We start from the raw sequence: 19,821 nt of genomic DNA on the forward strand, positions 1-19,821 counted from the left end.
CCAGGATTCATTTCAATCGCTCGAGAACCTCATCGAGCACCGTGACCCCGCAGCACCGCGGGAACCGTTAGGACAATCAGCTTCAGGTCGGTCCACAAGGTCCAGTTCATAGCGTATTCGACGTCCATCTCGAGCATCGCGTCGGGGCCCAGGCGACCACGGCCGCGAACCTGACAAAGTCCGGTGATGCCGGGCTTCACGATGTGACGTCTATGATGCCAGTCGCGAAAGTACTCGAGTTCATAGGGAATCGCCGGCCGCGGACCGACGATGCTCATTTCGCCTCGCAATACGTTGAGGAGTTGCGGCAGCTCGTCGATACTGGTTCTGCGCAGCAACCGCCCCACGCGCGTCACGCGAGGATCATCTGTCAGCTTGTATGGGGCATCCGGGTCGTTCGAGAGAACCTCCTTCGCCCAAACCCGGCGAATAGCGTCGCGATGGACGTTTTCGTCGGCCTTGTGACGAAGCGTCCGGAACTTGAGGCAATTGAACGGCTCCTCGTCTCGTCCGACCCGGCGCTGGCAAAAGATCGCCGGCCCAGGACTGTCGAGGCGGATCGCGATCCACACCGCCACAAGAAACGGGGCCAGTAAGAGGATCGCGGTGACGCTCAAAACGATGTCAAGCGCCCGCTTAACGAATTCCCGCGGGCTCGCCTTCCATCGCAAGGCTTCATCTAACGACAATTTCGGCAGCCCCCGCCGACGCGTTCCGCCGCAGAAACGCCGGTTGATGTGTTCCGTTGCCGCGGTGCTCCTGGTTGAGCCGTAGACACTCCGACGCAGCTTCGAGCGCTTCGACGACGCGCAAGCCATGCGCTCCGTTCGCAACGGGCTGCGTCCCGGTCTTGATTGCGTTGACGAAGTCGAGCAACTCGAGCTTCAACGGTTCGCTGCTGGATATCGCGGGGATATGAACATCGCCATGATGATAGGCTGACTGGAAGTCGGCGTAGGAGTCGCCGTTGATCCGCGGCCTGAAGCGCTTCTGGTAAACGCGAACTTTCTCGGACGGCTCCACGTCGTCGAACACCAGCATCGCATCGCTTCCGACGACCGTGATCTGGCGCACCTTGACGGGGTCCAACCACGAAACGTGCACATGGGCGGTCGGCCCGCTCTTGAAGCCCAACTTGGCGTAAACAACATCCTCGACGTCAGGCAGAACGTGCGCGCAACCCCAAGCGCCGATGTTGTGCGCGACCTCCTCGAGCAGGAAGAAGATGATCGAGAGGTCATGCGGTGCCAGGTCCCACAGGACGTTGGCGTCGGGCCGGTAGAGACCGAGGTTCAGGCGCCGCGAATCGATGTAGTAGAGTTCGCCGAGAGCGCCGCTCCGGATCATCTGGCGCATCACACCCACTGCCGGATGGTACTCGAACGTGTGCCCGACCATCAGCACGCGATTCCGTTCTTCGGCGATCGCGATCAGTTCGCGGCAATGCGCGCTCGTCATGGCCAACGGCTTCTCGACGAGTGCGTGCTTTCCGGCCTTGAGCGCCGCCCGCGCCAGCTCAAAGTGCGTCACGGCGGGGGTGGCGATAATCACCCCGTCGACCGACGAGTTATTCAGGACCGCATCGAAGTCACGCGAAACCGCGACAGAGGGATACTGTGATTTCACGTATTCCAGTCTGTCGGACCGCATGTCGGCGGCCATCGACACCGTTGCGCCGATATCGTGGCCAACACGGATGTGTTTTGCGCCCCAGTAGCCGCAACCGATGACGGCGAGCGATGGGCCGGCCTTTGCGGACTCAATTCCCGCGCTACCGGTCTTGTTCTGGCTATCAATAATGCCAGGAGCGAGTTTGGAATAAAATTGTTTCGACATGTTTGCCACAATCACGCCAGAGGAAAGCAATGGTGAAAATCAGTATCCTCATGAGCACGGTTATCTCGCCATGTTGGCTCCCTAATTGAAGGCCTTAGCGTGCGTCCAATCAGGATAGCGGGTTGGGCGCGCGCCCCGCTGTAGAACACGGGTTATGCCTCACGCCCATCGGGGGTACCCCCGCCTTTGCGTGGGACATCCAGGCGCTCCACACGCAGTGCAATGGCCGGACCCGGCGCATCAAAAATACGGGCACCATATTGTAATCAATGACCTTTTTTGACTTGCCATACTGGCCTGCTCGGACAGCGATCAACATCACGCGGTCATCCTCCCGTCACACCTCCTCGCGCGCCTCCCGTCGGCAATTCCTTTGCGGCAACCCGACGCATCGCATGGCGGCAAAGCAGCGCTCTCGCGGAATGTCAGTGCTGCCGATTGGGGCTCACGCCGACCGCGGGATTTACAAATCGCCGACTGCGAGCGGCCTCGTCTGATGTCGATAAGCCCGCCACATCGCCTACCGCAGATTGGTTAGGCCGGGACTACCATTGCGCATCCGACCCATGGTGGAAACTCCGCCATTCATCGTATAGGCTTCCTCAAAAGAGGCGCACAGGCGCGAGGTCACGAACAATCTGCAGGAGGCCTGGCGGCCTTACCAACAGATGAGGCATAACCCACGGATGAAACGCCGACGCCATGGCCAAAGGCACTTCGATCGCACTTCTGCTTCGCGGCAACACTCCATCGACCAACGATCGCAACCTGACGGAAATTCTTGATCTCTTTGAAATCCCCTGGACGGCGCTGACAGCGGACGAAGCGCGCGGGGACAATGTGGCCGCGCTGACAGCAGGTCATCAGCAATTCTCCATCCTGACCTCCGCGCCCTGCCTCGCCGAAATCCTGCGGCACTGCAAGACGGAGGCGCTTCCGACCTGGATGGCGGCCGCCGCTTCGATCTTCGTCTATGGATTTGAGGCAACGGATCCTTGCCAGGCTCTCCTGCGCCAAATCACGGGAGACCCCGAGGCGGAAGTTCGCGGCTCCAATCCGCAGCCAATGACCGTATCGGTCACCGATGCTTTTCCGGAAATGTGCGGCCCAATGTCGGGGCTGCGGATCGAAGTGGAGCGCGGCGCCGCCGATGCCGCGCTCGTCATCCGCAACAGCCAGCTACAAAGCATCGTCGGAGCCCCCGACGGACACCTGTTCGCCGGGTTCACCAATTCCGGTGTGCACTTTTTTGCCGACTCTTCGCTGACGATGGTGGACATTCGCGAACGCACCGCAACCTACTTTGATGTGAAAAAGCGTTTCGCCGGCGCGGTGCCAATCGTGATGTATCTGAAGTGGGCGTTCCGCGACGTCTGCTTGACGGCCGCCGAAACAAGCGCTTGCCTGATCATTGACGATCCGCCTCTATGGCCGCGGTACGGTCTCCTCGATTTTGATGACCTGCTGCAGCTTGCGGACAAGCTGACATTCGCAACGACCATTGCCTTCATTCCATGGAATTGGAGACGAACAGACCGCGACACCGTTGCCGCCTTTCGGGAAAGCAGCGGCAAATTGTCTGTCTGCGTGCACGGCTGCGATCACACTGGAGGTGAGTTCGCAGCCCGCTCGCCTGAGCTGCTCGACAGAAAGCTGAAAACCGCCAGAACGCGGATGCAGGCCCTTCACCGGAACACCGCGCTTGACTACGAAAACGTGATGGTTTTCCCGCAAGGGGCATTCTCGCCCGAGGCCGCCTCGGCGCTCAAGCGGAATGGCTTCACCGCGGCCGTGAACACCGAGGTCGCACCAGCCAATGATGCCTTGAACGAAACCACACTCGCCGATCTCTGGAGTGTCGCCATCGTCCGGTATGGGAGCTTCCCAATCTTTACCCGACGATACATTCATCACGGCATCGAAAACTTCGCGTTTGATGGCCTCCTGGGCAAGCCGTGCTTCATTGCCGGTCATCACGACCTTCTCCGCGGCCGGGGTAGCGAACTGACGGCATTCCTCCGGCTTCTCGCATCCCTGCAGTGGAAACTCTGCTGGCGACCTCTCGAGGACGCCGTTCGCCGCAGCTACGGCCTTCGACCCGACGGCGATACAATCCTGGTAAAGATGCTTGCCGAGCGACTTGTCTTCGAGAACGGCGGCCCCACGACGCGACGGATTTGCGTCATGAAGCGCGAACCACAGGTCGCTTCCCTAAGGGGTGTTGAAGTCAACCAAGGCCTCATCGCGTACGAGTACATCGACGGATATGTTCGCGTGATGGTCGATGTCCCGCCCGGCGGCTCGGCGGATATTCGGTGCATCTATCGCGAACAGTTGCTTGGTTCGCCCGCCGCGGAATCGATCCGATACCGGTTCGGGGTGGCCATTCGGCGATATCTATCTGAACTTCGGGACAATTACGGTCACCTGCTTCGTTCTCGCGCGTAGCCGAAGCCAAACCAAAGCGACGTGATCAAGCCGCTTCGACCCAGACACATTGCCTTTGTCATGAAGCTGCGAGCAAGGGAGGCCCCCGCCGCTCGCCCCTAACAACCCTGTCAGCGGTCTGCCTCGACCGGCCTGTCCGCCGTGGCGCGGACTGAACCACAGCGGCTCTCGCGTTCGATCATCAACGGATCGGATAGCGCCGATTCGGTGCGCCTTTTCTTGCCGAAACCGGAATAGGTAGCCCGAAAAAGTCCAGGCTCCGCAAGCCCGAACGAATACAATCGCGCTGCACTTTGGCAGGCGTTGCGGACGCGTAACGCGCTCTCGGAGTGCCTGCCCGAAGACTATCTCTGAATGAAGCCGTCGACCTTGCAGACAACCCCTAAACAGCCGCCAGTGTTGCCAGCGCAACCTGATGCGCGTGATGGATCAAGATGAAAATAGCGGTGTTCGGACTCGGTTACGTAGGCATGACGGCGGCCGCTTGCCTCGCAAGGCAGGGACACGAAATCATCGGCGTCGACATCAGCGATGAAAAGGTCGCGATCGTCAACGCGGGCAAATCTCCAATTACGGAACCCGGCCTCGATCAACTCATAGAATCCGCCGTTCGAAAGCGCTTGCTGAGCGCGACAAAGGACGCGAGCGGGCATCTCGACGGCTGCACGTTGGCCATTGTGTGCGTGGGAACGCCCAGCGCGCCGGACGGATCTCACAACATGAGCTTCGTCGCTGAAGTGTCCCATCAGATCGCAGACCTGATCGGTCCCACTCGCACGACGGCGCTAACCGTCGTGTTTCGTTCCACGATGCGGCCCGGCACCATCGAGGATCTGGTTCTCCCGATTTTCGAAAGCGCATTGAACGGCAGGATGGAGCTCGTCGACGTCGTCTATAACCCCGAGTTCCTGCGCGAGTCGGTGGCGATCGAAGACTTCTTCAATCCGCCGAAGATCGTGGTCGGAACAAAGGATGGGGAACGGTGCCCGGTCCTTGACGAGTTGAACGCGGGCATCGCGGCGCCTGTCTTCTACACCACCTATCGTACGGCCGAGATGACGAAATTCGTCGACAACTCGTTCCACGCAGTCAAGATTGCCTTTGCCAACGAAGTGGGTCGCGTCTGCGACAAGCTCGGCATCAGCGCGGCCACCGTTCACAAGATTTTCGTGTCTGACACCAAACTCAACGTTTCACCGTACTATTTGAGGCCGGGCGGCGCATTCGGCGGCTCCTGCCTGCCCAAGGACGTTCGCGCGCTCCAATACATCGCAAGCGATGTCGGGGCGCATACCTGGCTCGTGGATTCGGTGCTCAGATCGAACGACGAGCACAAGAATTTCCTGTTTGAGAATTGCCTGAAAGCGGTCCCGCCCGGCGGACGGGTACTGATGCTGGGACTCGCCTTCAAGGAGAACAGCGACGATCTTCGCGAGAGTCCCAATATCGACCTGGCTCGCAAATTCCTCCGGCTGCACATCGGCCTGTCGATCTACGATCCACACGTCGAGCCGTCGAAACTGCTGGGGCAGAACCTCGGCTATGCGTTCGCCAATTTGCCCGCCCTTCGCAAATTGCTGATCGCAAAGTCCGCCGCCGAATCGGAACTATTCGACCTCGTCATCGATACCCGAGGGTGGGCGAAGCAAATGGCGCTGAATGCAAAACGGGTCATTGATGTCAACACTCTCTCATGACGACATCGTTGTGCACGAATCCGAGCAAGCGGGCGTTGGCTCGGTTCGCGGCCGGGTCCTGATCATCGTCGAAAATCTTCCAGTCCCGTTCGATGTCCGAGTGTGGGCGGAAGCGACCACGTTAGCGCGGCATGGCTACGAGGTGTCCGTGATTTGTCCCAAGGGACCGGGCGCAACGGCCTCGTTTGAGATGCTCGAGGGAATCGCGGTCTATCGCCATTGGATGCCTGCGGAAGGTCGCGGGGTGCTGGGTTACGTCATAGAGTACAGCGTGGCGTTGTTCTGGGAATTCGTGCTGAGCCTGAAAGTTCTGGCAACGCGAGGATTTGACGTCATCCACGCGTGCAATCCTCCCGATCTCATCTTCATCGTCGGTGCATTTCATAAAATTCTGTTCGGGAAGTCGTTTGTTTTCGATCACCACGACGTTAATCCCGAACTCTACGAGGCGAAGTTTGGACGCCGTGGCTTTCTTTGGCGCGTCATGGTTCTACTTGAACGCGTCACATTCGCGCTGTCGGACGTATCGATCGCGACCAACCAATCGTATCGCACCATTGCGATTGAACGGGGCCGAATGAGCCCGGATCGTGTGTTCGTCGTGCGCTCCGCTCCGAATGTCTCCCGCGTTCGCTCACTTCCACCGGACCCTGCCTGGAAGAAGGGGCGAAAGTATCTTGTCGGATATGTGGGTGTTATCGCGCGACAGGAGGGGCTCGACCTGCTGCTTGATTCAATCAGGCACATCCGTGCGACACGGAACCGCGATGATATCCAGTTCGTGATCGTCGGAGGCGGACGGGAACTGGAGGAGCTCAAGACGCTTGCGATGGCGCTCGGACTGGACGACGTGGTCACGTTCACCGGCCGTGTCGATGACGACACGCTATTCACCATCCTGTCGACGGCCGACGTCTGTGTGAATCCGGACCGCCCTAGCACCATGAACGACATATCGACGATGCACAAGATCATGGAGTACATGACGTTGGGCAAGCCGATCGTCCAATTCGACCTCACAGAAGGCCGCTTTTCGGCGGGAGACGCATCGCTGTACGTGCCGAATGCGGACACCGCCGAGTTCGGCGACAAGATACTGGAGCTTTTGGCAGATCCGGCGCGGCGCGAAGCCATGGGCGCATTCGGTCGGGAACGAATTAGTGGCGAACTCGCCTGGCATCATGCATCGACGAAGCTTTTGGCGGCTTATGAGAGAGTATTCAAACTGAGAGACAAATGAGGATAGCAACCTATCCTCTTCGTATTTCAGCAGACGCCGAATCCCCGTTATCAGATGGCCGGTGACGTTGCGCACCGTGGGTCACGGTCGCTCCGACGATACAGGCGTTAACGACCCGGTCGTTATCATCACATTTCGGTAGTTGACCGCAACGGTCTCGGGCGCCGACGACCGATAGATTCCGAACTCCCAATTGGTGCCGACCCCAAAACCCAGGGGCCCGCTGTAATTCACGACCGGTGCCCCACCGATCCAGACCTTCAGGTAGCCGGTCGGGTCGTTCGAGAATTGGGCCTGCACTTTCACGTCGTGATACTTGCCGGTCACGATCGGGTTGGGGTCAGTCCAGAGTGTCTTGGTGACGACGAAGCCTGCGCCGTTGCTCGGGTTCTTGCCCGGCGGGCAGTAGCGCACAAGCACCTGCAGGCGATCGCCCTGCAGGTTCAGCGCGACCGGAGGAGAGGTTCCGACGCCCGAGGCGTCGTCGTCGTTGTGCCACTGTCCGACGATGAACCAACCGGTCGCGCTGTTGACGAGCGCCCTGTTGCTGCCGTTCGGCTCCACCATGAGCTGGTAGGTGAGCGTGATGGGCGTGGCGGCGGGATAGGTCACGGTGGAATTGATCTCGGAACGATCCACGGACGCGCTGTCGTACCAAGCATGGTCGCCCTTGCGGACCTCGAAGCGCAGGGTTTGGGGGTCGGGATTGGTCAGACTATAGCTCTGGTCTGCAACGTGAACGCCGTAGCTCACGTCGCCGATCCGAAAGCGGGTTCGCGGCTTACCGGAGAATGAGCTGATCGACGAAACAGCCGCTCTGCTGGTTGCTGTATTCCCATCGGTGCCGGCAGCACTGTAGGCCTCGGCGGACGGGCCCTCAGCCAACAGCCATCTCTGACCATCTGCATTGGCAATGCTCGATGTCGATCCATTGGAGGTTTCCGCCACACTTCCAGTCAACGCAAAGATGAGGGGTAAAACTATTCTCATTGCCCATCCCTATTCGGTCCCGCGACCGCCGCAAAATGCGCGGCCGGATACAAGGGTAACCCATTCAAATCTCGATGCAATTTATCGAGGGGCTCAATCGACGGAAAATAAGGACTACCGCCAGGCGTCCGCTCGGGAAGAACGCATGATCAGCTAGCATCGCGGCGCGAAGCCCTGCGGCCAGCGAGTCTGCCTCGCCGGCGGTTCACGCTACATGGCAGTGGTGCCGACGGGACCCTTGTCTCGCTTGTTGACGCCGCCCAGGTGCCTCGACTTGGCGACAAGGGGTGTCAAAGCCGCCATCAACTCGTGAGTCTTCACCATCGGGGAATGATTTGCTTTGACATAGATCTGGCATCGCCGACTGAGCGCGTCGTATTCACCCGCGGCCATGTTCCAAATCTCACTCACAGATCTTGAAAGCATCAACTCGTCTTCGACCGAGGCGCCGAGAGCATGACGCTCGACAATCGCGTCCGGATCAACATGCCGGCGCGTCACGATGGGTGCGCCGACAGCGAGCGCCTCCAGAAATGCGTTTGAGAAGCCCTCGAAATCCGACGTACAGAGAAGCATTGTCGCTTCTGACAGAAATTGTTGAACATCGGCCCGCCGCACGTAGCCAACCAATTCCACGTTCGGCAGCTGACGCAAGCCATCCAAGGCATCCCGCGTCGATTGATCGGTATTGGGCGACGTCATCCCCGCCACGCGAAAGTTGACGGCCGGCAACGCCTTGGCGATCCGAAAAAGCAACGGCAGATTCTTCGGATAGCGGAAGACACCGAGCCAGGCAACGTATCCGCGTTTCGCGCGCGGCAAAGGAGCGGACGCGTCCTCTGCTATCGCAAACGGATTATGAAGGACATGGATTGGCTTGTCCGGAAAAAGCGCGGCCAACTTTCCGCGCTGATACTCATTCTGACAGAGAAATCCGGCAGTGCGATGCCGGGCCCACGAGTACGATATCCATTCATGAGCCGGAAGGAGCGCCTTGCAACGCTCATCGACATCGATGTCGCTTACAACGCGATAAACGAACGGAACCTTCAGTTGGTCGGCGACGAACGCCATGATGGCGGTATGTATCCCGCATACTCCCTGGACCAGGATGTCCGGCTGGTAGCTGCGGGCGGCCGCCAATACTTTCGGGATATACGAATAGAAATACTTCGCGACCCGAATCCCACGAGCAGGATCATAAGTTTCGATGAGCTTGATCTCCTGTCCGGAACCTACATGCTCCAGCGCCCCCTTCCAGGTGAGGACGGCGGTCTCATGACCGACGTTCTGGAGCGCACGAAGCCACACTGCGAGCTCGATCGCCCAACCACCAATCGGGTAGTTTTCATCTTTCATCAGATAGGGGATGGAAAAATCCATCGAGAGAATACGCACCCGACACCTCGTGCTTAATGGGACCGCGCCATGAAGAGAAGCTCCGCGACGCCTAACCCGCGAACTCGGGGCGTAGAGCTTCTCGGTTCGTGTAGCGAAGGAGCGAGCGTTGCCTTCACCGGGGAGCTCGATCGTCCCGTATCAAACCGACAATACGATACGCTCAATCTCACTTCCCTCCCGAAGCTTGGCTACCGTCTCAAATCTGTTTGCGCCGCTAAGCTGGAAGAGCGTGCCGTGATTGGTGCCGTTCAAAAGCGTTCGATTCACAATGAGGAACGAACCGGCACCGACCAGGCGATCCCTCAGGTTGCCGACCGCGCCGCGCAACTGCGCCTCGTTGAAATAGCCGTGATTGAGCAGATTTGACACGCGGATCGCGTTGAACCGGCCGCGTAGATGAGCAGGGTTAGGCGCCAGAATGTCATCCTCGGCAAAGCTCAACCGCGCATCGTCGCGGGCATGCGGGTTCACCAGAAGGACATCTTTCACCCCTTCCCGCGTGTTCGTCAGGGGCAGCAGCACACCTGCAAGTGTGTTCAGCGCAGCGACCACAAATCCGGTGCCCTTGAGAAAATCTCGGGGACCATTCAGGTACCAGCGCACCGGACGATCGGCAACGATATGCTGAAGCACCTTGCCGTCGCGATCGAGAAGGACCTCATATCCTGGCAACAGCCGCACGAGGCTCCCGCGCATGCACAGATCTGTCGCCAGGATATTCGCCTCGATGCCGGCGCGCGTCAGGGCATCCGCCCATTCGACGGAGGAGATTCCTGATGATACGCCGACGTCCATGATCTGGCTCGGCTTGCTACCAAGTTTCTTCCACTCATCGATAACGAGCTTATTGAGATCATCAAGGCGATGATGATCGGTGGTCTTATAGGTGCCGTTCCGCAGCCGGATCGAGGCAAAGAACGCCGCCTCCTGTGTTTGCGTAAACGCATCACCTTCCGTCAGAAAATTCCTTGCATTCAAAACCACGCCGCCCCCAAAACCTCCGGAGAAGCGCATCAGGACCGTCATATACTGCACCCTCTGCTCGGCTCGTCTCTCGGGATCGCTCGAACTCAATCGATTGAAGGCACACTGCTCCTGGTGTGCCCCGTTTCTCGCGATCACAAGCATAATCTTTTGGGTCGATACGCGGCTCGACCCTTTCGGATTACCCATTCTCGATCGCCGCAAAAGCCGGGCCAGCCGGCTCCGAATGCGCCGACCAAGGAGAGTTCTGCAGCCGTCAGGAAAGGGCTTGTCTAGCTGCACAAGCAGCGTACGGCGGCGGATTGCACCGGCAGAGGCGGCGGCTCCAGCGGTTGACAACGTCCCTACCGGAAGGGCCGCCGTCTTGCTAGAAATCCTCGCATGGTCCAATCCACCGGCCGCCCGCGGAGCTCCCCGTCGATGATTCTCAACGTCGGCCGTATCGCGTTGCTCGTCGTCATAGGAAGCATTGCAACCCTCCCGGCTTCGCGTGCACAGAACGGCGCGACCCCGGGCCGCAGCGGCGACTTTGAACGGCGCATGCAGCGTATCGTGAATGGACTGCGGGCCGACACCGCAGCCGCACCTCCGATGAAACTGGCTGACCGGATGAACGACCTGCACGTTCCTGGCGTCAGCATCGCAGTGGTTCACGGCGGCGTAGTCGAAGCTCGGGGGTTCGGGGTTGCCACCATTGGTGGTCCGCCTATAACGCCTGAAACTTTGTTCCAGGCAGCGTCGATCAGCAAACCGGTTACTGCCGTAGCGGCGCTCGCATTGGTTCAAGCCGCCAAGCTCGATCTCGATGGCGACGTCAATCTATCCCTTAAGACCTGGAAGCTCCCTGTCAACTCGTTCACCGATCAATCGAAGGTTACACTTCGAAGACTGCTGAATCATTCGGCTGGTATAACCGTGCCATATTTTCCGGGATATCCTGCAGGCGCACCGATTCCGTCACTTAGCGACGTTCTCAATGGCGCCTCACTGTTGTGTCGCGACCTAACCCGGTTCCAGCCGTCAGCGCACGATTGGTTTGCACGATGCGGTTCTGCCAATACCGCGCCTGTCGTTGTCGATCACGAGCCCGGCACACGGTTCGAGTACTCCAGCGGCGCCTATACCATCGTTCAGCAGCTGCTCATTGACGTGACCGGCACACCGTTTCCAAAACTGCTTGAAGACCTCGTCCTCAAGCCGTTCGGGATGACCCACAGCAGTTTCCTACAGCCGCTGCCCAAAAATGACACTCCAATGGCCGCGACACCCTACCGAGCGACCGGGGAGCCGGTGCCGGGCGGCCCGCATGTCTATCCCGAGCTGGCTGCCGCAGGATTGTGGACGACACCGACTGACGTTGCACATTTTGCGCTCGGTGTGGTCCGCGCCTGGACCGGTCGAGATGCTCCCGTGCTGTCCCGGGCTACAGCTCTCCAAATGCTCACACCCGGCCTTGGCAACTACGGCCTTGGTCCGATTGTACTGGGAGTTGCCCCGCATCGACGAATTTTACATGCCGGCGTCAACGATGGCTTCGTCAGCTTGATGACGATGTTTGAAAATGGAGATGGCGCTGTCATCATGACGAACGGAGATCAAGGCGGAGAACTGGCCAACGAAATCATGCGCGGTATCGCGACCGAATACGATTGGCCGGATGGCCAGCCGAAGGCCCACTGACGAGTGGAGCTCCTGCCGTGGCTCGTCACTGAGCTTCGTTGGCCGTCGCGTCCTCGCGCTGATATTCAGGTAACCCCGCACAATGCGGATCACCTTCCGTTACGCCCCGAGAACTCCCCATTCCCTCCGCACCTCAGCCAGCGTTCGATAGTATCCGGTCACAAACAACATCGCCGCATAACACACCAGAACCGCAGCCGGACCAACCACCGCAGCGACTGGAACCGGCGCTTGCAGCAGATCAAACGAAAACCGCACCAGCATTGCCGCCAACACCGAAGCGACCAGAATTAGTCCAAGGTTCTTCCAATCCTGCAACCTTGCGATCGGAGTGTTCATGACCTTTGAAAGTCTTCTCAGAAACAGAATATACACAACGAAGGTTGTGAGTACCGACCCGATCGCCGCCCCTGGCAAACCGTAGTACCAGACGCCGGCCAGGCTCGTTAGCACGGCAAATGGAAGGATCGCAGCTTCATAGCGCATGTTGGCCGAACCCTGTCCGAACACGTTGAGCAGGGTGGTAATCTCGGTCGAGATCAATGTCTGAATCAGATAGATGCGCAGCACTGGCGCGCCACTCACGTACTCCTTCGTAAACAGAAACTGAATGACTTCTTCCGCAAAGACGAACAATGCAGCGATAGCGGGGAACATGACCGCACTAATGATCACGTTGCCCTGATTGTTCAGCCGCAACAGGTCTTCGTGGCGACCCAATGAATGGAAATGACTCATCTTCGGCAAGAGCAAATTCCCCAGCCCGCCCCTCAAGACTTCGAACGGCATAAGGAGCATGGTTGCGATTGAAAAAATGCCGAACATGCCCGACGAAAACATCGTCGCGACAATCCAAAGTTCCGCCTGTTTCCGCACACTCCACAGCAGGCCGGCCACACCGAACGGAAGGGCGTAGCGGAGCTGCGCGCGGAACCGCTCCTTCTCAATTGGAAACAGTCGAATGCCGCAGTAGCGCGCAATGAAGACGGCAAGAAGTACTACGCGCACGCTGGCAGCAATCAAAGCCGCGATTAACACTTCTTCAAATCGATGGAAAACGACGGCTGCGGAAATTATCAGCGCAGCTCTCAGCACGGATGAAGCCAGGATTGCTTGCGCTTGCCAGCGGATTCGCCCCACGGCGTTGGGCAGCACGTCCAGCAACAGGCCCAGATTCCAGACGAACAGGAACAGCACCAGCAACAACCCGTGGTCGTGCAGCAGATCCTTCATGCCCGATGGAAGAACGTGACGAAAGGAAAAAATCAGAAGCACCGCAACCATCGTTGCGGCGAGCAAGAATAGGACCGTCTGCCCAACGTAAACCCGCCGTCCCTCTGCATCCAGCCGGACAAAAAAGAAGAGCAAGCTCCGGGGCATGTTGAAGGAGAACAACAGGGCCACCGTCGTTACCAGCAGCCAGAACAGCCGATATTCGCCAAACGCGGTGGGGCCAATCGTTCGCACCAGGACGATCGGCGTCAACAGCATGATGACTTGCTCGGTGTACTGTGCAGCCGAGAGCGCAATTCCTTGACGCAAGATGGATGCCATGGGTCAGCGACCTCGCGACGGCGTCAGCAACCGAACGCCCAAATTGAGGTTTGCGTACCTTCCAAGAACACGATCAAAAATCACCGATGGACTCCAGAAACACAGGACAGGACGACAATCCCACAAAGCGAACAAGGGCCCGATGCCAATTGGCTTGCGCACGCCTCACCTCTCTTGAGCCACTTCCGGTCAATCTCGTATGACCAATCAATGCATCATATTGTCGAACCGTGGGCGTTGAACCGACAATAAACTATCAATGCCCCCTCGGTCACACGGAGCTCAAGAGCGCATCCATGTCACAAGCGACCTTTTTCCAGGTGTAATGCTCCAGCATGACTTTTCGCGCGCTCAGGATCATGGAATAGCGAAGGCCTTCGTCTTCAATGAGCAACTTGATCGCAGCCGCGACATTCTCGGGCTCGTCGGCTCGCATGTAATCGACGCCTTCTCGCGCCATACCAAGCGCTTCGATGCCCACTCCCGTTGAAACAACGGCCAGCCCCATGGCAAACGCCTCAAGTACCTTGTTCTTCAATCCGCTGCCAATTCGCATCGGGTTCACCATGATGGGGTACTCGGCGAGCACTGAGCAGATATCATCGACGAATCCAGTGAGACGAATGCCGTCGTCTCGCCGTGCCTCCTCGAGAAGCCACCCCTCCGCATCTTTGCCCACCACGCACCACTCAATTCCTGCGGGAGCCAGGTACGGTCGATAGACGTCCTGATAGAAGAAGCGAACCGCGTCGCTGTTTGGCTTGAAGGCGAGATTGCCCCAGAATGCCACTCCCCTCCGCTTGGCGACGCGCGCATTTGAGTCGAATGCGTCCATCAGGTCGGGCGAGACACCGTTCGGTACCGTGCTCACGTTCGCGGTTTTACCGGACAGCCTGCAAACCGTATCGGAATCGGCATCATTGACTGTGGTGACGTGGTCGAACCAAACGGGCAAACAAGCCTCCGCCCTTGCACGACGCGCGAGCATCAGGCGCGCGTCGAGACGCGTTCTCAGCTGCGCGGGCCACGGTGGAAAGAACTGCATTTGTCTGGTCAACGTCAGCACTTCGCTGTCGATGAGATCGAACAGTATTTTCTTCTCGCTCGAAAACGGTCGGACGAATTCTGCAAGTACGAGGCAGAAGACAATCATGTGATCGATACTGTTCTCTTCGCAGAAGCCAGCTATCGCTTTGGTAACCGTTGAAAAGTGATCCGGATAAGAGAGCGAGAAGTAGTCTGAATCGTTTCGACGGAAGTGCCTCTTCAGTGAAGGCCTGTGAGCCGGGAACTTCGGCGTTTCCGCAATCTTTTTGAAGACATCGGACAAGCCAACGAGGCTGCTGGTAGATTCGTCCGTCGAACCGAGGTTTACCGTCAAAAGATACAGTTCATGCCGCTTCGCCAATTCGCGGCACAAGTGCCACACGCGTAGATCATGCCCGTTGGTCAGGCTTGCGAGCGGCTTATGCGTTACAACCAGGATGCGCGTCACGGCAATTCATTGACCTTCGACTGAGATAGGCGGAGCCAGACACAGCATGATGCGACTAGACCCTTGACCCATCCAGTGGAGTCGAGCTTGCGGGGTCGGATTTGACCCCATTTGGCTCTCCCGCGCAACGGGAGGTGGCGCTCCCAATGGAGAGATCGGTCTCGCTGCGTTGCTCTTTGTGAGTAGTACTTGGACGGCTCGCGTTAGCCAGGAGAGGCTGCGATCGGTGACTGCCGCACCGCTCGCTCACAAACGCTATGCCGTGCGCGACGGGGATCGGGACACCGGCGCAAGCTCTACTGGGGCAGCGGACATTCATCGGGAATGATGAAGAAGTTTCCCGTGAAGTTCTTGAGGCCGGACCCGGCAGGCTTGAGCACGCCATGCTCATAGCCGTACATGCGATAGCGCTCGCCTTCGAACATCGCTCGAATCTCGTCGCGGTTCTCGGGCTTCCATATCTCGCAGAAGATGAGCGGCCGGCAGCGCCTTATCAGCTCCATGCCCCCTTTCAGCACCTCGGCCTCGAATTCCTCGACATCGATCTTGATCGCGTGCACATCCGTGCGCGTCTTGAGATCCGGGACGTCGTCGAGTGGCTCTATCTTGATCTGGAAGCGGATGCCTTCCTTGTATTCGGAGTGCCCGTCGTCGACCTGGCACAGCGCGTGTCGCTTAATGCCGCCTATCACAGGCATGATCATCGGAAGTGCTGCAGCCTGGCGGCCCAGACCGCATTCGTGAACCGTCACGTTGGCGAGCGTATGCTGCGCGACCACGCGCGTCAGACTCCTGAAGTTCTCGGGCCCCGGCTCGAACGCATGGACCCGGGAGCCGGGCTTCGTTGCCGCCAGAAAATAGGCCGTCACCCCGATATTGGCGCCGATGTCGAGGATTACGCCGTCGTTCGGCACCATGTTGAGAAAGTACAGGAAGTCGGCTTCGTAACGGAACGCCTTTATCGTAGCGATGCGCGCTTGAGCAACAAAGAAGAGGTAGTTGTCAAATCCGAGCGCGCCGATGAGCAGGCGCTGCGTGAGACGCTTGAGCGGTCCTATCACTGGGGCGCTCCCTGCCAGTTTGACCGTCGCTGCGCTCCACCGAAATTCTTCTGTCCCCGCGCGCACGAAGCTCCCCTCGGGTCGTAGAACGCTTCGCCGTGCTTGGTGAACGCGTGTGACAGTGCCGTGTTCATACGGCGCCCGCCGGCACGGTCACACGAGAACGGGATCTTGATCATTTCGGTCGGGCTGTTGCCAACCGCCCTCTCCCGCTCGGACATAGTCACGCTGAAATCCATCACAATTAGGAACGATGTGAAGCTAAATATCATCATTAGGCGGGCTCGATCGCTTCGTTGCAAGAAGATCACGGGCTCAGCGACGGAGAACAGGAGTTACCTCCACCGGCTTGTCGCCGCGGTTGCGGTGCCGGCGTGAGGCGGGGCCTCGAGGGGGCCCGTGGAGCCCTCGGACCTGCTTCGTATTGCGCCAGCGTCAGGTCGCTGAGGCTTACCTAAGCGACAATTCCATCAGCGATGACCGGTTGTAATCAGCAGCTCATGCCGAGTTTTGGCCCACGCGCGAAGACAGGCGCGCTAGGTTAACCATCATCGCAATGAGAGGGAACAGGTACATGTTCTCGAACGATGGAAATACCTCCCGCTCAGTAAACATGCTTATTCCATAGCCGACGATGCACGCAAACAGGGCCCAATACAGGTCGTTATGCAACCGTCGGCCGACACGCCAGGCGGTTGAGATCCCGACGCACATAAAAACGAGAAGAATGCCGGTCGCGATCGCTCCACAGTCGAGAAAGAAATCGATAATTGCGTTGTGCGCATGAGTAGCCTGTATGAGCGTTCCCGTGTACCAGGCTTCGCTGGTTATGATTCCGGACCGACCCGCGCCGAACAGAAACAGGCCGAGATCACTCGTCCATTCGTTGAGCACCGGGATCCAAATGAAATCTACACGGCCAGTCAGCAATTCGTCAGCCGACACCTCCGAAGTCCCATCGAAACCAATGGAAAAGATGGCGTCCATGGTTGGCGCGATCCAGAGAACGGATGCGATGGCCACCATCGCGGCGCCGGCAGCCAGGACGGCAAACTTGCGCTTGTAAATCAGAATAAGAACGTAGGAGCCCACAACGGTCAGAAGCGCGCTGCGCGATGAGAGTAGAAGGAGCCCCAAAAGCGACAACGCGACGGGCACCATCCAGAGTGAGCTACGTGTAAGTGCCTTGTACAGCAACAAGGGCGCCGTGCAGATGTATATCGTGCCCATCGTGTTGTAGTGGATGCCGAAATAGGCTTCACACAAATCGTTAACGGCAGCCCGACCCGAAAGTGCGGCCGATGGATTCATGGCGGCGACGAATATGAAGCTCGCCGATAAAACGAGAATCGAAACGCAGATTGCGTTGACGACTGTCTCAATCTCCGAAAACGAACGACATCGCTTCAGAATGAACAGAAACGGCAGTATGTAGAACGCCGGAACCATGCCGTATGACATGATGTAATCCAGATAGGAATCTGGAAATACATCGGGGAGACGCTCATGAAGCAGAGGGGCATTCGAGACTGATCTAGCAAAAGCAATGATGAAGGTTGCGAAATACAGCAAGAGAATGCGGATGGACGTCCGTTCGATTTTGTCGGTCGCTGATAAGAGTGAAACTCGGAATAACAAATAGACCAGCACTCCCGCTGACAACAGGTTGAAGGGTTTGCAGCCCTGTATGCCTAACAGGTTCGAATTGACGAACGGCACTCGTTGAAATGGCAGTATGAAAATGACCGCCAAAAAAAGCCATTTTACCCTTTGGTCGAGCGAGTACGCAGACGCGCGATGATAGGGAGTTCCGCCGCCATATCTTACCGCAACGGTCATGACGAGCCCGCTCCCTGCGTTTCAACGCGATCGAGCGCGAGTGCACGGTTTCTCGGTGTCCAGCGGCTCCCAAGCCACTGAAAGTCACCTCGAGCGAGCTTGAGCGATTCTATCGACATGGCACAACGCGTCGAATCCGCGCCCAGTCTTCATTCCCGGCCAGCAGCGTGACGTCTTCCGAACTGATCATCCGATGGCGCCTGCCCGCCGGCTGTCCAACGCAGTGCATCTCAAGCATTTCCGAGAATGGCAGTTCTGCCCTCACCCCGAACCCGTAAGGCGCACTGGCCTGGTCTTCGACGTTTCAGATTGATGATCCGGTCGAACTGCGTCCGAGACAGGCCAGTCGGCTCTATCATCGTGTCCGAGCAAGTGGTCCAACGCAGCGAAGCGCATGTGACCATCCATCAGATCCTGCAGCACCGCGAAGGCGAGGCCGAGAAGCAGCCCGCCAAGGAGCGCTATTCCAAGTACATTCTTGGGCTTTGGCGAAGCGGCCCTCAGAGGAGGCAACGCTTGAGTAATCAGGCTCGCAGCAAACACCGGCGAGGACTGCTGTCGCGTCGCCTCAAGCCTGCGCAGCATGTGACGAAAATTGTCATAAGCGCTCTTGGCCGATTCTGCCGCGGCCGCCAACTTGTCGATATTGGCGGCGGAATCCGGCGCATCCTTCTTGCTTCTACTGAAGTCCTCGAGTGCCCTTTGCGCAGCTGCCGCTTGAGTGCTCAAGCCATTCAGTCGATCCCGGACCCACGTCTCATCTTGCAGCGAGCCCCCTTGGTCCATTTGATGCGTAATATACTTTTCTGCGACGGCGTTCAGAATCTGCGCTGCTCGATCAGGGTTCTTGGAACTGAAGGTGAGCTCGACGAGGTAAGTCGGGCCGATGCGCTTGGCGGTAAGCCTTTGTCCGAAGGATTCCACGGCGTAGCGCATGGCGCTACCTTCGCCTTCCGGTCTAGTCCAGCCGAGCAACCGGGATACGGACAGCGCGCTGCTACCCTGCCCGCCCGCAAACTCCGGATCCTGCGCAAGGCCGAGCCTCTCGATCACGGCACTGGCGATGCTCTCGGACCTTATGATTCCGATCTGGCTCTCGACAATCGTTGCGACTGCTGCAACGTCGCCGGGGGTCGCTTTCGAATCTACGATAAGTTGCGCCTTGGCAGTAAACGTGGGTACCGCCATGATGAGGTAGAGCACGGCAACGCAAAGCGCTGCGCAACACACCAGGAACATGGTCAACAGGCGTCGCCGTACGAAGGCAAACACCGCTCGCACGGAAATGACCGACGTAGGACGAAATTCCGGCGGCGGCGGATCGTCCCGGTTCATCCAACTATCCGTTGTATTCTGTAGCATTTTCATACCAGCGCTGATGATTGCTGGCCGAAACCGCGCGTAGTCGCGGCCTCAACCTGTGATAGACGAGGACCGCGATATGAGCCGAAGTCATGCTGGCGACGGATTCGGCAGCGGTCATGGCCAGTGAGGCCATTAACCGGCCCGACGGCACCTGCTGAATTCACCCGGCTGCCATGGACCGGATGCGCCGGAAGGTTGGCGGAGGCCGGCAGCCCGGTGAAGAACGCATCG

At 58.4% G+C, this 19,821-nt stretch carries 14 protein-coding genes; 4 read left to right on the forward strand and 10 right to left on the reverse strand.

Going from position 1 to position 19,821, the window contains the following annotated elements:
- Positions 1-29 precede the first annotated feature (29 nt).
- Both BraRD5C2_RS27245 and BraRD5C2_RS27250 read right to left on the reverse strand, forming a co-directional pair.
- A complete protein-coding gene (locus BraRD5C2_RS27245; protein ID WP_223973889.1) occupies positions 30-689 on the reverse strand; it encodes a sugar transferase in 660 nt (219 codons plus the stop codon).
- Positions 676-1,836, reverse strand: a complete 1,161-nt coding sequence (locus BraRD5C2_RS27250; RefSeq protein WP_223973891.1) for a Gfo/Idh/MocA family protein — start codon at positions 1,834-1,836, stop codon at positions 676-678. The genes BraRD5C2_RS27245 and BraRD5C2_RS27250 overlap by 14 nt, the downstream gene beginning before the upstream one ends.
- Positions 1,837-2,538: 702 nt before the next feature.
- On the opposite strand from BraRD5C2_RS27250, the gene BraRD5C2_RS27255 reads away from it, so the two are divergent.
- From BraRD5C2_RS27255 to BraRD5C2_RS27265, 3 genes are all read left to right on the forward strand, one after another.
- Complete coding sequence (locus tag BraRD5C2_RS27255) at positions 2,539-4,284, forward strand: polysaccharide deacetylase family protein (RefSeq protein ID WP_223973901.1); 1,746 nt, start codon at positions 2,539-2,541, stop codon at positions 4,282-4,284.
- A gap of 434 nt (positions 4,285-4,718) precedes the next feature.
- On the forward strand, positions 4,719-5,981 hold the full coding sequence (locus BraRD5C2_RS27260) for a nucleotide sugar dehydrogenase (protein ID WP_223973903.1): 1,263 nt from the start codon (positions 4,719-4,721) through the stop codon (positions 5,979-5,981).
- Positions 5,962-7,221, forward strand: a complete 1,260-nt coding sequence (locus BraRD5C2_RS27265) for a glycosyltransferase family 4 protein (RefSeq protein ID WP_223973906.1) — start codon at positions 5,962-5,964, stop codon at positions 7,219-7,221. Before BraRD5C2_RS27260 ends, BraRD5C2_RS27265 begins: the two co-directional genes overlap by 20 nt.
- A gap of 81 nt (positions 7,222-7,302) precedes the next feature.
- Here BraRD5C2_RS27265 and BraRD5C2_RS27270 read toward each other — a convergent pair whose 3' ends face one another.
- The 3 genes from BraRD5C2_RS27270 to BraRD5C2_RS27280 form a co-directional block, all read right to left on the reverse strand.
- On the reverse strand, positions 7,303-8,106 hold the full coding sequence (locus tag BraRD5C2_RS27270; protein ID WP_223973908.1) for a heparin lyase I family protein: 804 nt from the start codon (positions 8,104-8,106) through the stop codon (positions 7,303-7,305).
- Between the two features lie 315 nt (positions 8,107-8,421).
- The gene (locus BraRD5C2_RS27275; protein WP_223973910.1) at positions 8,422-9,609 is read right to left on the reverse strand and encodes a glycosyltransferase family 4 protein; all 1,188 of its coding nucleotides are present in this window, start codon (positions 9,607-9,609) and stop codon (positions 8,422-8,424) included.
- 141 nt (positions 9,610-9,750) lie between these two features.
- A complete protein-coding gene (locus tag BraRD5C2_RS27280) occupies positions 9,751-10,638 on the reverse strand; it encodes a hypothetical protein (protein ID WP_223973913.1) in 888 nt (295 codons plus the stop codon).
- Between the two features lie 378 nt (positions 10,639-11,016).
- Between BraRD5C2_RS27280 and BraRD5C2_RS27285 the strand changes: the two genes are divergently transcribed.
- A complete protein-coding gene (locus BraRD5C2_RS27285) occupies positions 11,017-12,276 on the forward strand; it encodes a serine hydrolase domain-containing protein (RefSeq protein WP_223973916.1) in 1,260 nt (419 codons plus the stop codon).
- 99 nt (positions 12,277-12,375) lie between these two features.
- Here BraRD5C2_RS27285 and BraRD5C2_RS27290 read toward each other — a convergent pair whose 3' ends face one another.
- The 5 genes from BraRD5C2_RS27290 to BraRD5C2_RS27310 form a co-directional block, all read right to left on the reverse strand.
- Positions 12,376-13,830, reverse strand: a complete 1,455-nt coding sequence (locus tag BraRD5C2_RS27290; RefSeq protein WP_223973918.1) for a lipopolysaccharide biosynthesis protein — start codon at positions 13,828-13,830, stop codon at positions 12,376-12,378.
- Positions 13,831-14,101: 271 nt separating this feature from the next.
- Positions 14,102-15,325: a glycosyltransferase family 4 protein gene (locus BraRD5C2_RS27295; protein ID WP_223973920.1), complete on the reverse strand. Its 1,224-nt coding sequence runs from the start codon at positions 15,323-15,325 to the stop codon at positions 14,102-14,104.
- A 296-nt stretch (positions 15,326-15,621) separates the two neighbouring features.
- Positions 15,622-16,386 carry an FkbM family methyltransferase gene (locus BraRD5C2_RS27300; protein ID WP_223973922.1) on the reverse strand — a complete coding sequence of 255 codons (765 nt, stop codon included), beginning with the start codon at positions 16,384-16,386 and terminating at the stop codon, positions 15,622-15,624.
- 498 nt (positions 16,387-16,884) lie between these two features.
- The gene (locus tag BraRD5C2_RS27305) at positions 16,885-18,225 is read right to left on the reverse strand and encodes an O-antigen ligase family protein (RefSeq protein WP_223973925.1); all 1,341 of its coding nucleotides are present in this window, start codon (positions 18,223-18,225) and stop codon (positions 16,885-16,887) included.
- A 261-nt stretch (positions 18,226-18,486) separates the two neighbouring features.
- Complete coding sequence (locus tag BraRD5C2_RS27310) at positions 18,487-19,560, reverse strand: Wzz/FepE/Etk N-terminal domain-containing protein (protein WP_223973927.1); 1,074 nt, start codon at positions 19,558-19,560, stop codon at positions 18,487-18,489.
- Between the last annotated feature and the right edge of the window lie 261 nt (positions 19,561-19,821).

It is taken from the genome of Bradyrhizobium sp. RD5-C2 (assembly GCF_019972155.1).
Taxonomy (GTDB): Bacteria; Pseudomonadota; Alphaproteobacteria; order Rhizobiales; family Xanthobacteraceae; genus Bradyrhizobium.

Coding starts and splice junctions, on each gene's coding strand:
- BraRD5C2_RS27290 (WP_223973918.1), bottom strand. CDS start 13,830: ATGGCATCCATCTTGCGTCAAGGAATTGCGCTCTCGGCTGCACAGTAC.
- BraRD5C2_RS27255 (WP_223973901.1), top strand. CDS start 2,539: ATGGCCAAAGGCACTTCGATCGCACTTCTGCTTCGCGGCAACACTCCA.
- BraRD5C2_RS27310 (WP_223973927.1), bottom strand. CDS start 19,560: ATGAACCGGGACGATCCGCCGCCGCCGGAATTTCGTCCTACGTCGGTC.
- BraRD5C2_RS27260 (WP_223973903.1), top strand. CDS start 4,719: ATGAAAATAGCGGTGTTCGGACTCGGTTACGTAGGCATGACGGCGGCC.
- BraRD5C2_RS27305 (WP_223973925.1), bottom strand. CDS start 18,225: ATGACCGTTGCGGTAAGATATGGCGGCGGAACTCCCTATCATCGCGCG.
- BraRD5C2_RS27285 (WP_223973916.1), top strand. CDS start 11,017: ATGATTCTCAACGTCGGCCGTATCGCGTTGCTCGTCGTCATAGGAAGC.
- BraRD5C2_RS27265 (WP_223973906.1), top strand. CDS start 5,962: ATGTCAACACTCTCTCATGACGACATCGTTGTGCACGAATCCGAGCAA.
- BraRD5C2_RS27280 (WP_223973913.1), bottom strand. CDS start 10,638: ATGACGGTCCTGATGCGCTTCTCCGGAGGTTTTGGGGGCGGCGTGGTT.
- BraRD5C2_RS27250 (WP_223973891.1), bottom strand. CDS start 1,836: ATGTCGAAACAATTTTATTCCAAACTCGCTCCTGGCATTATTGATAGC.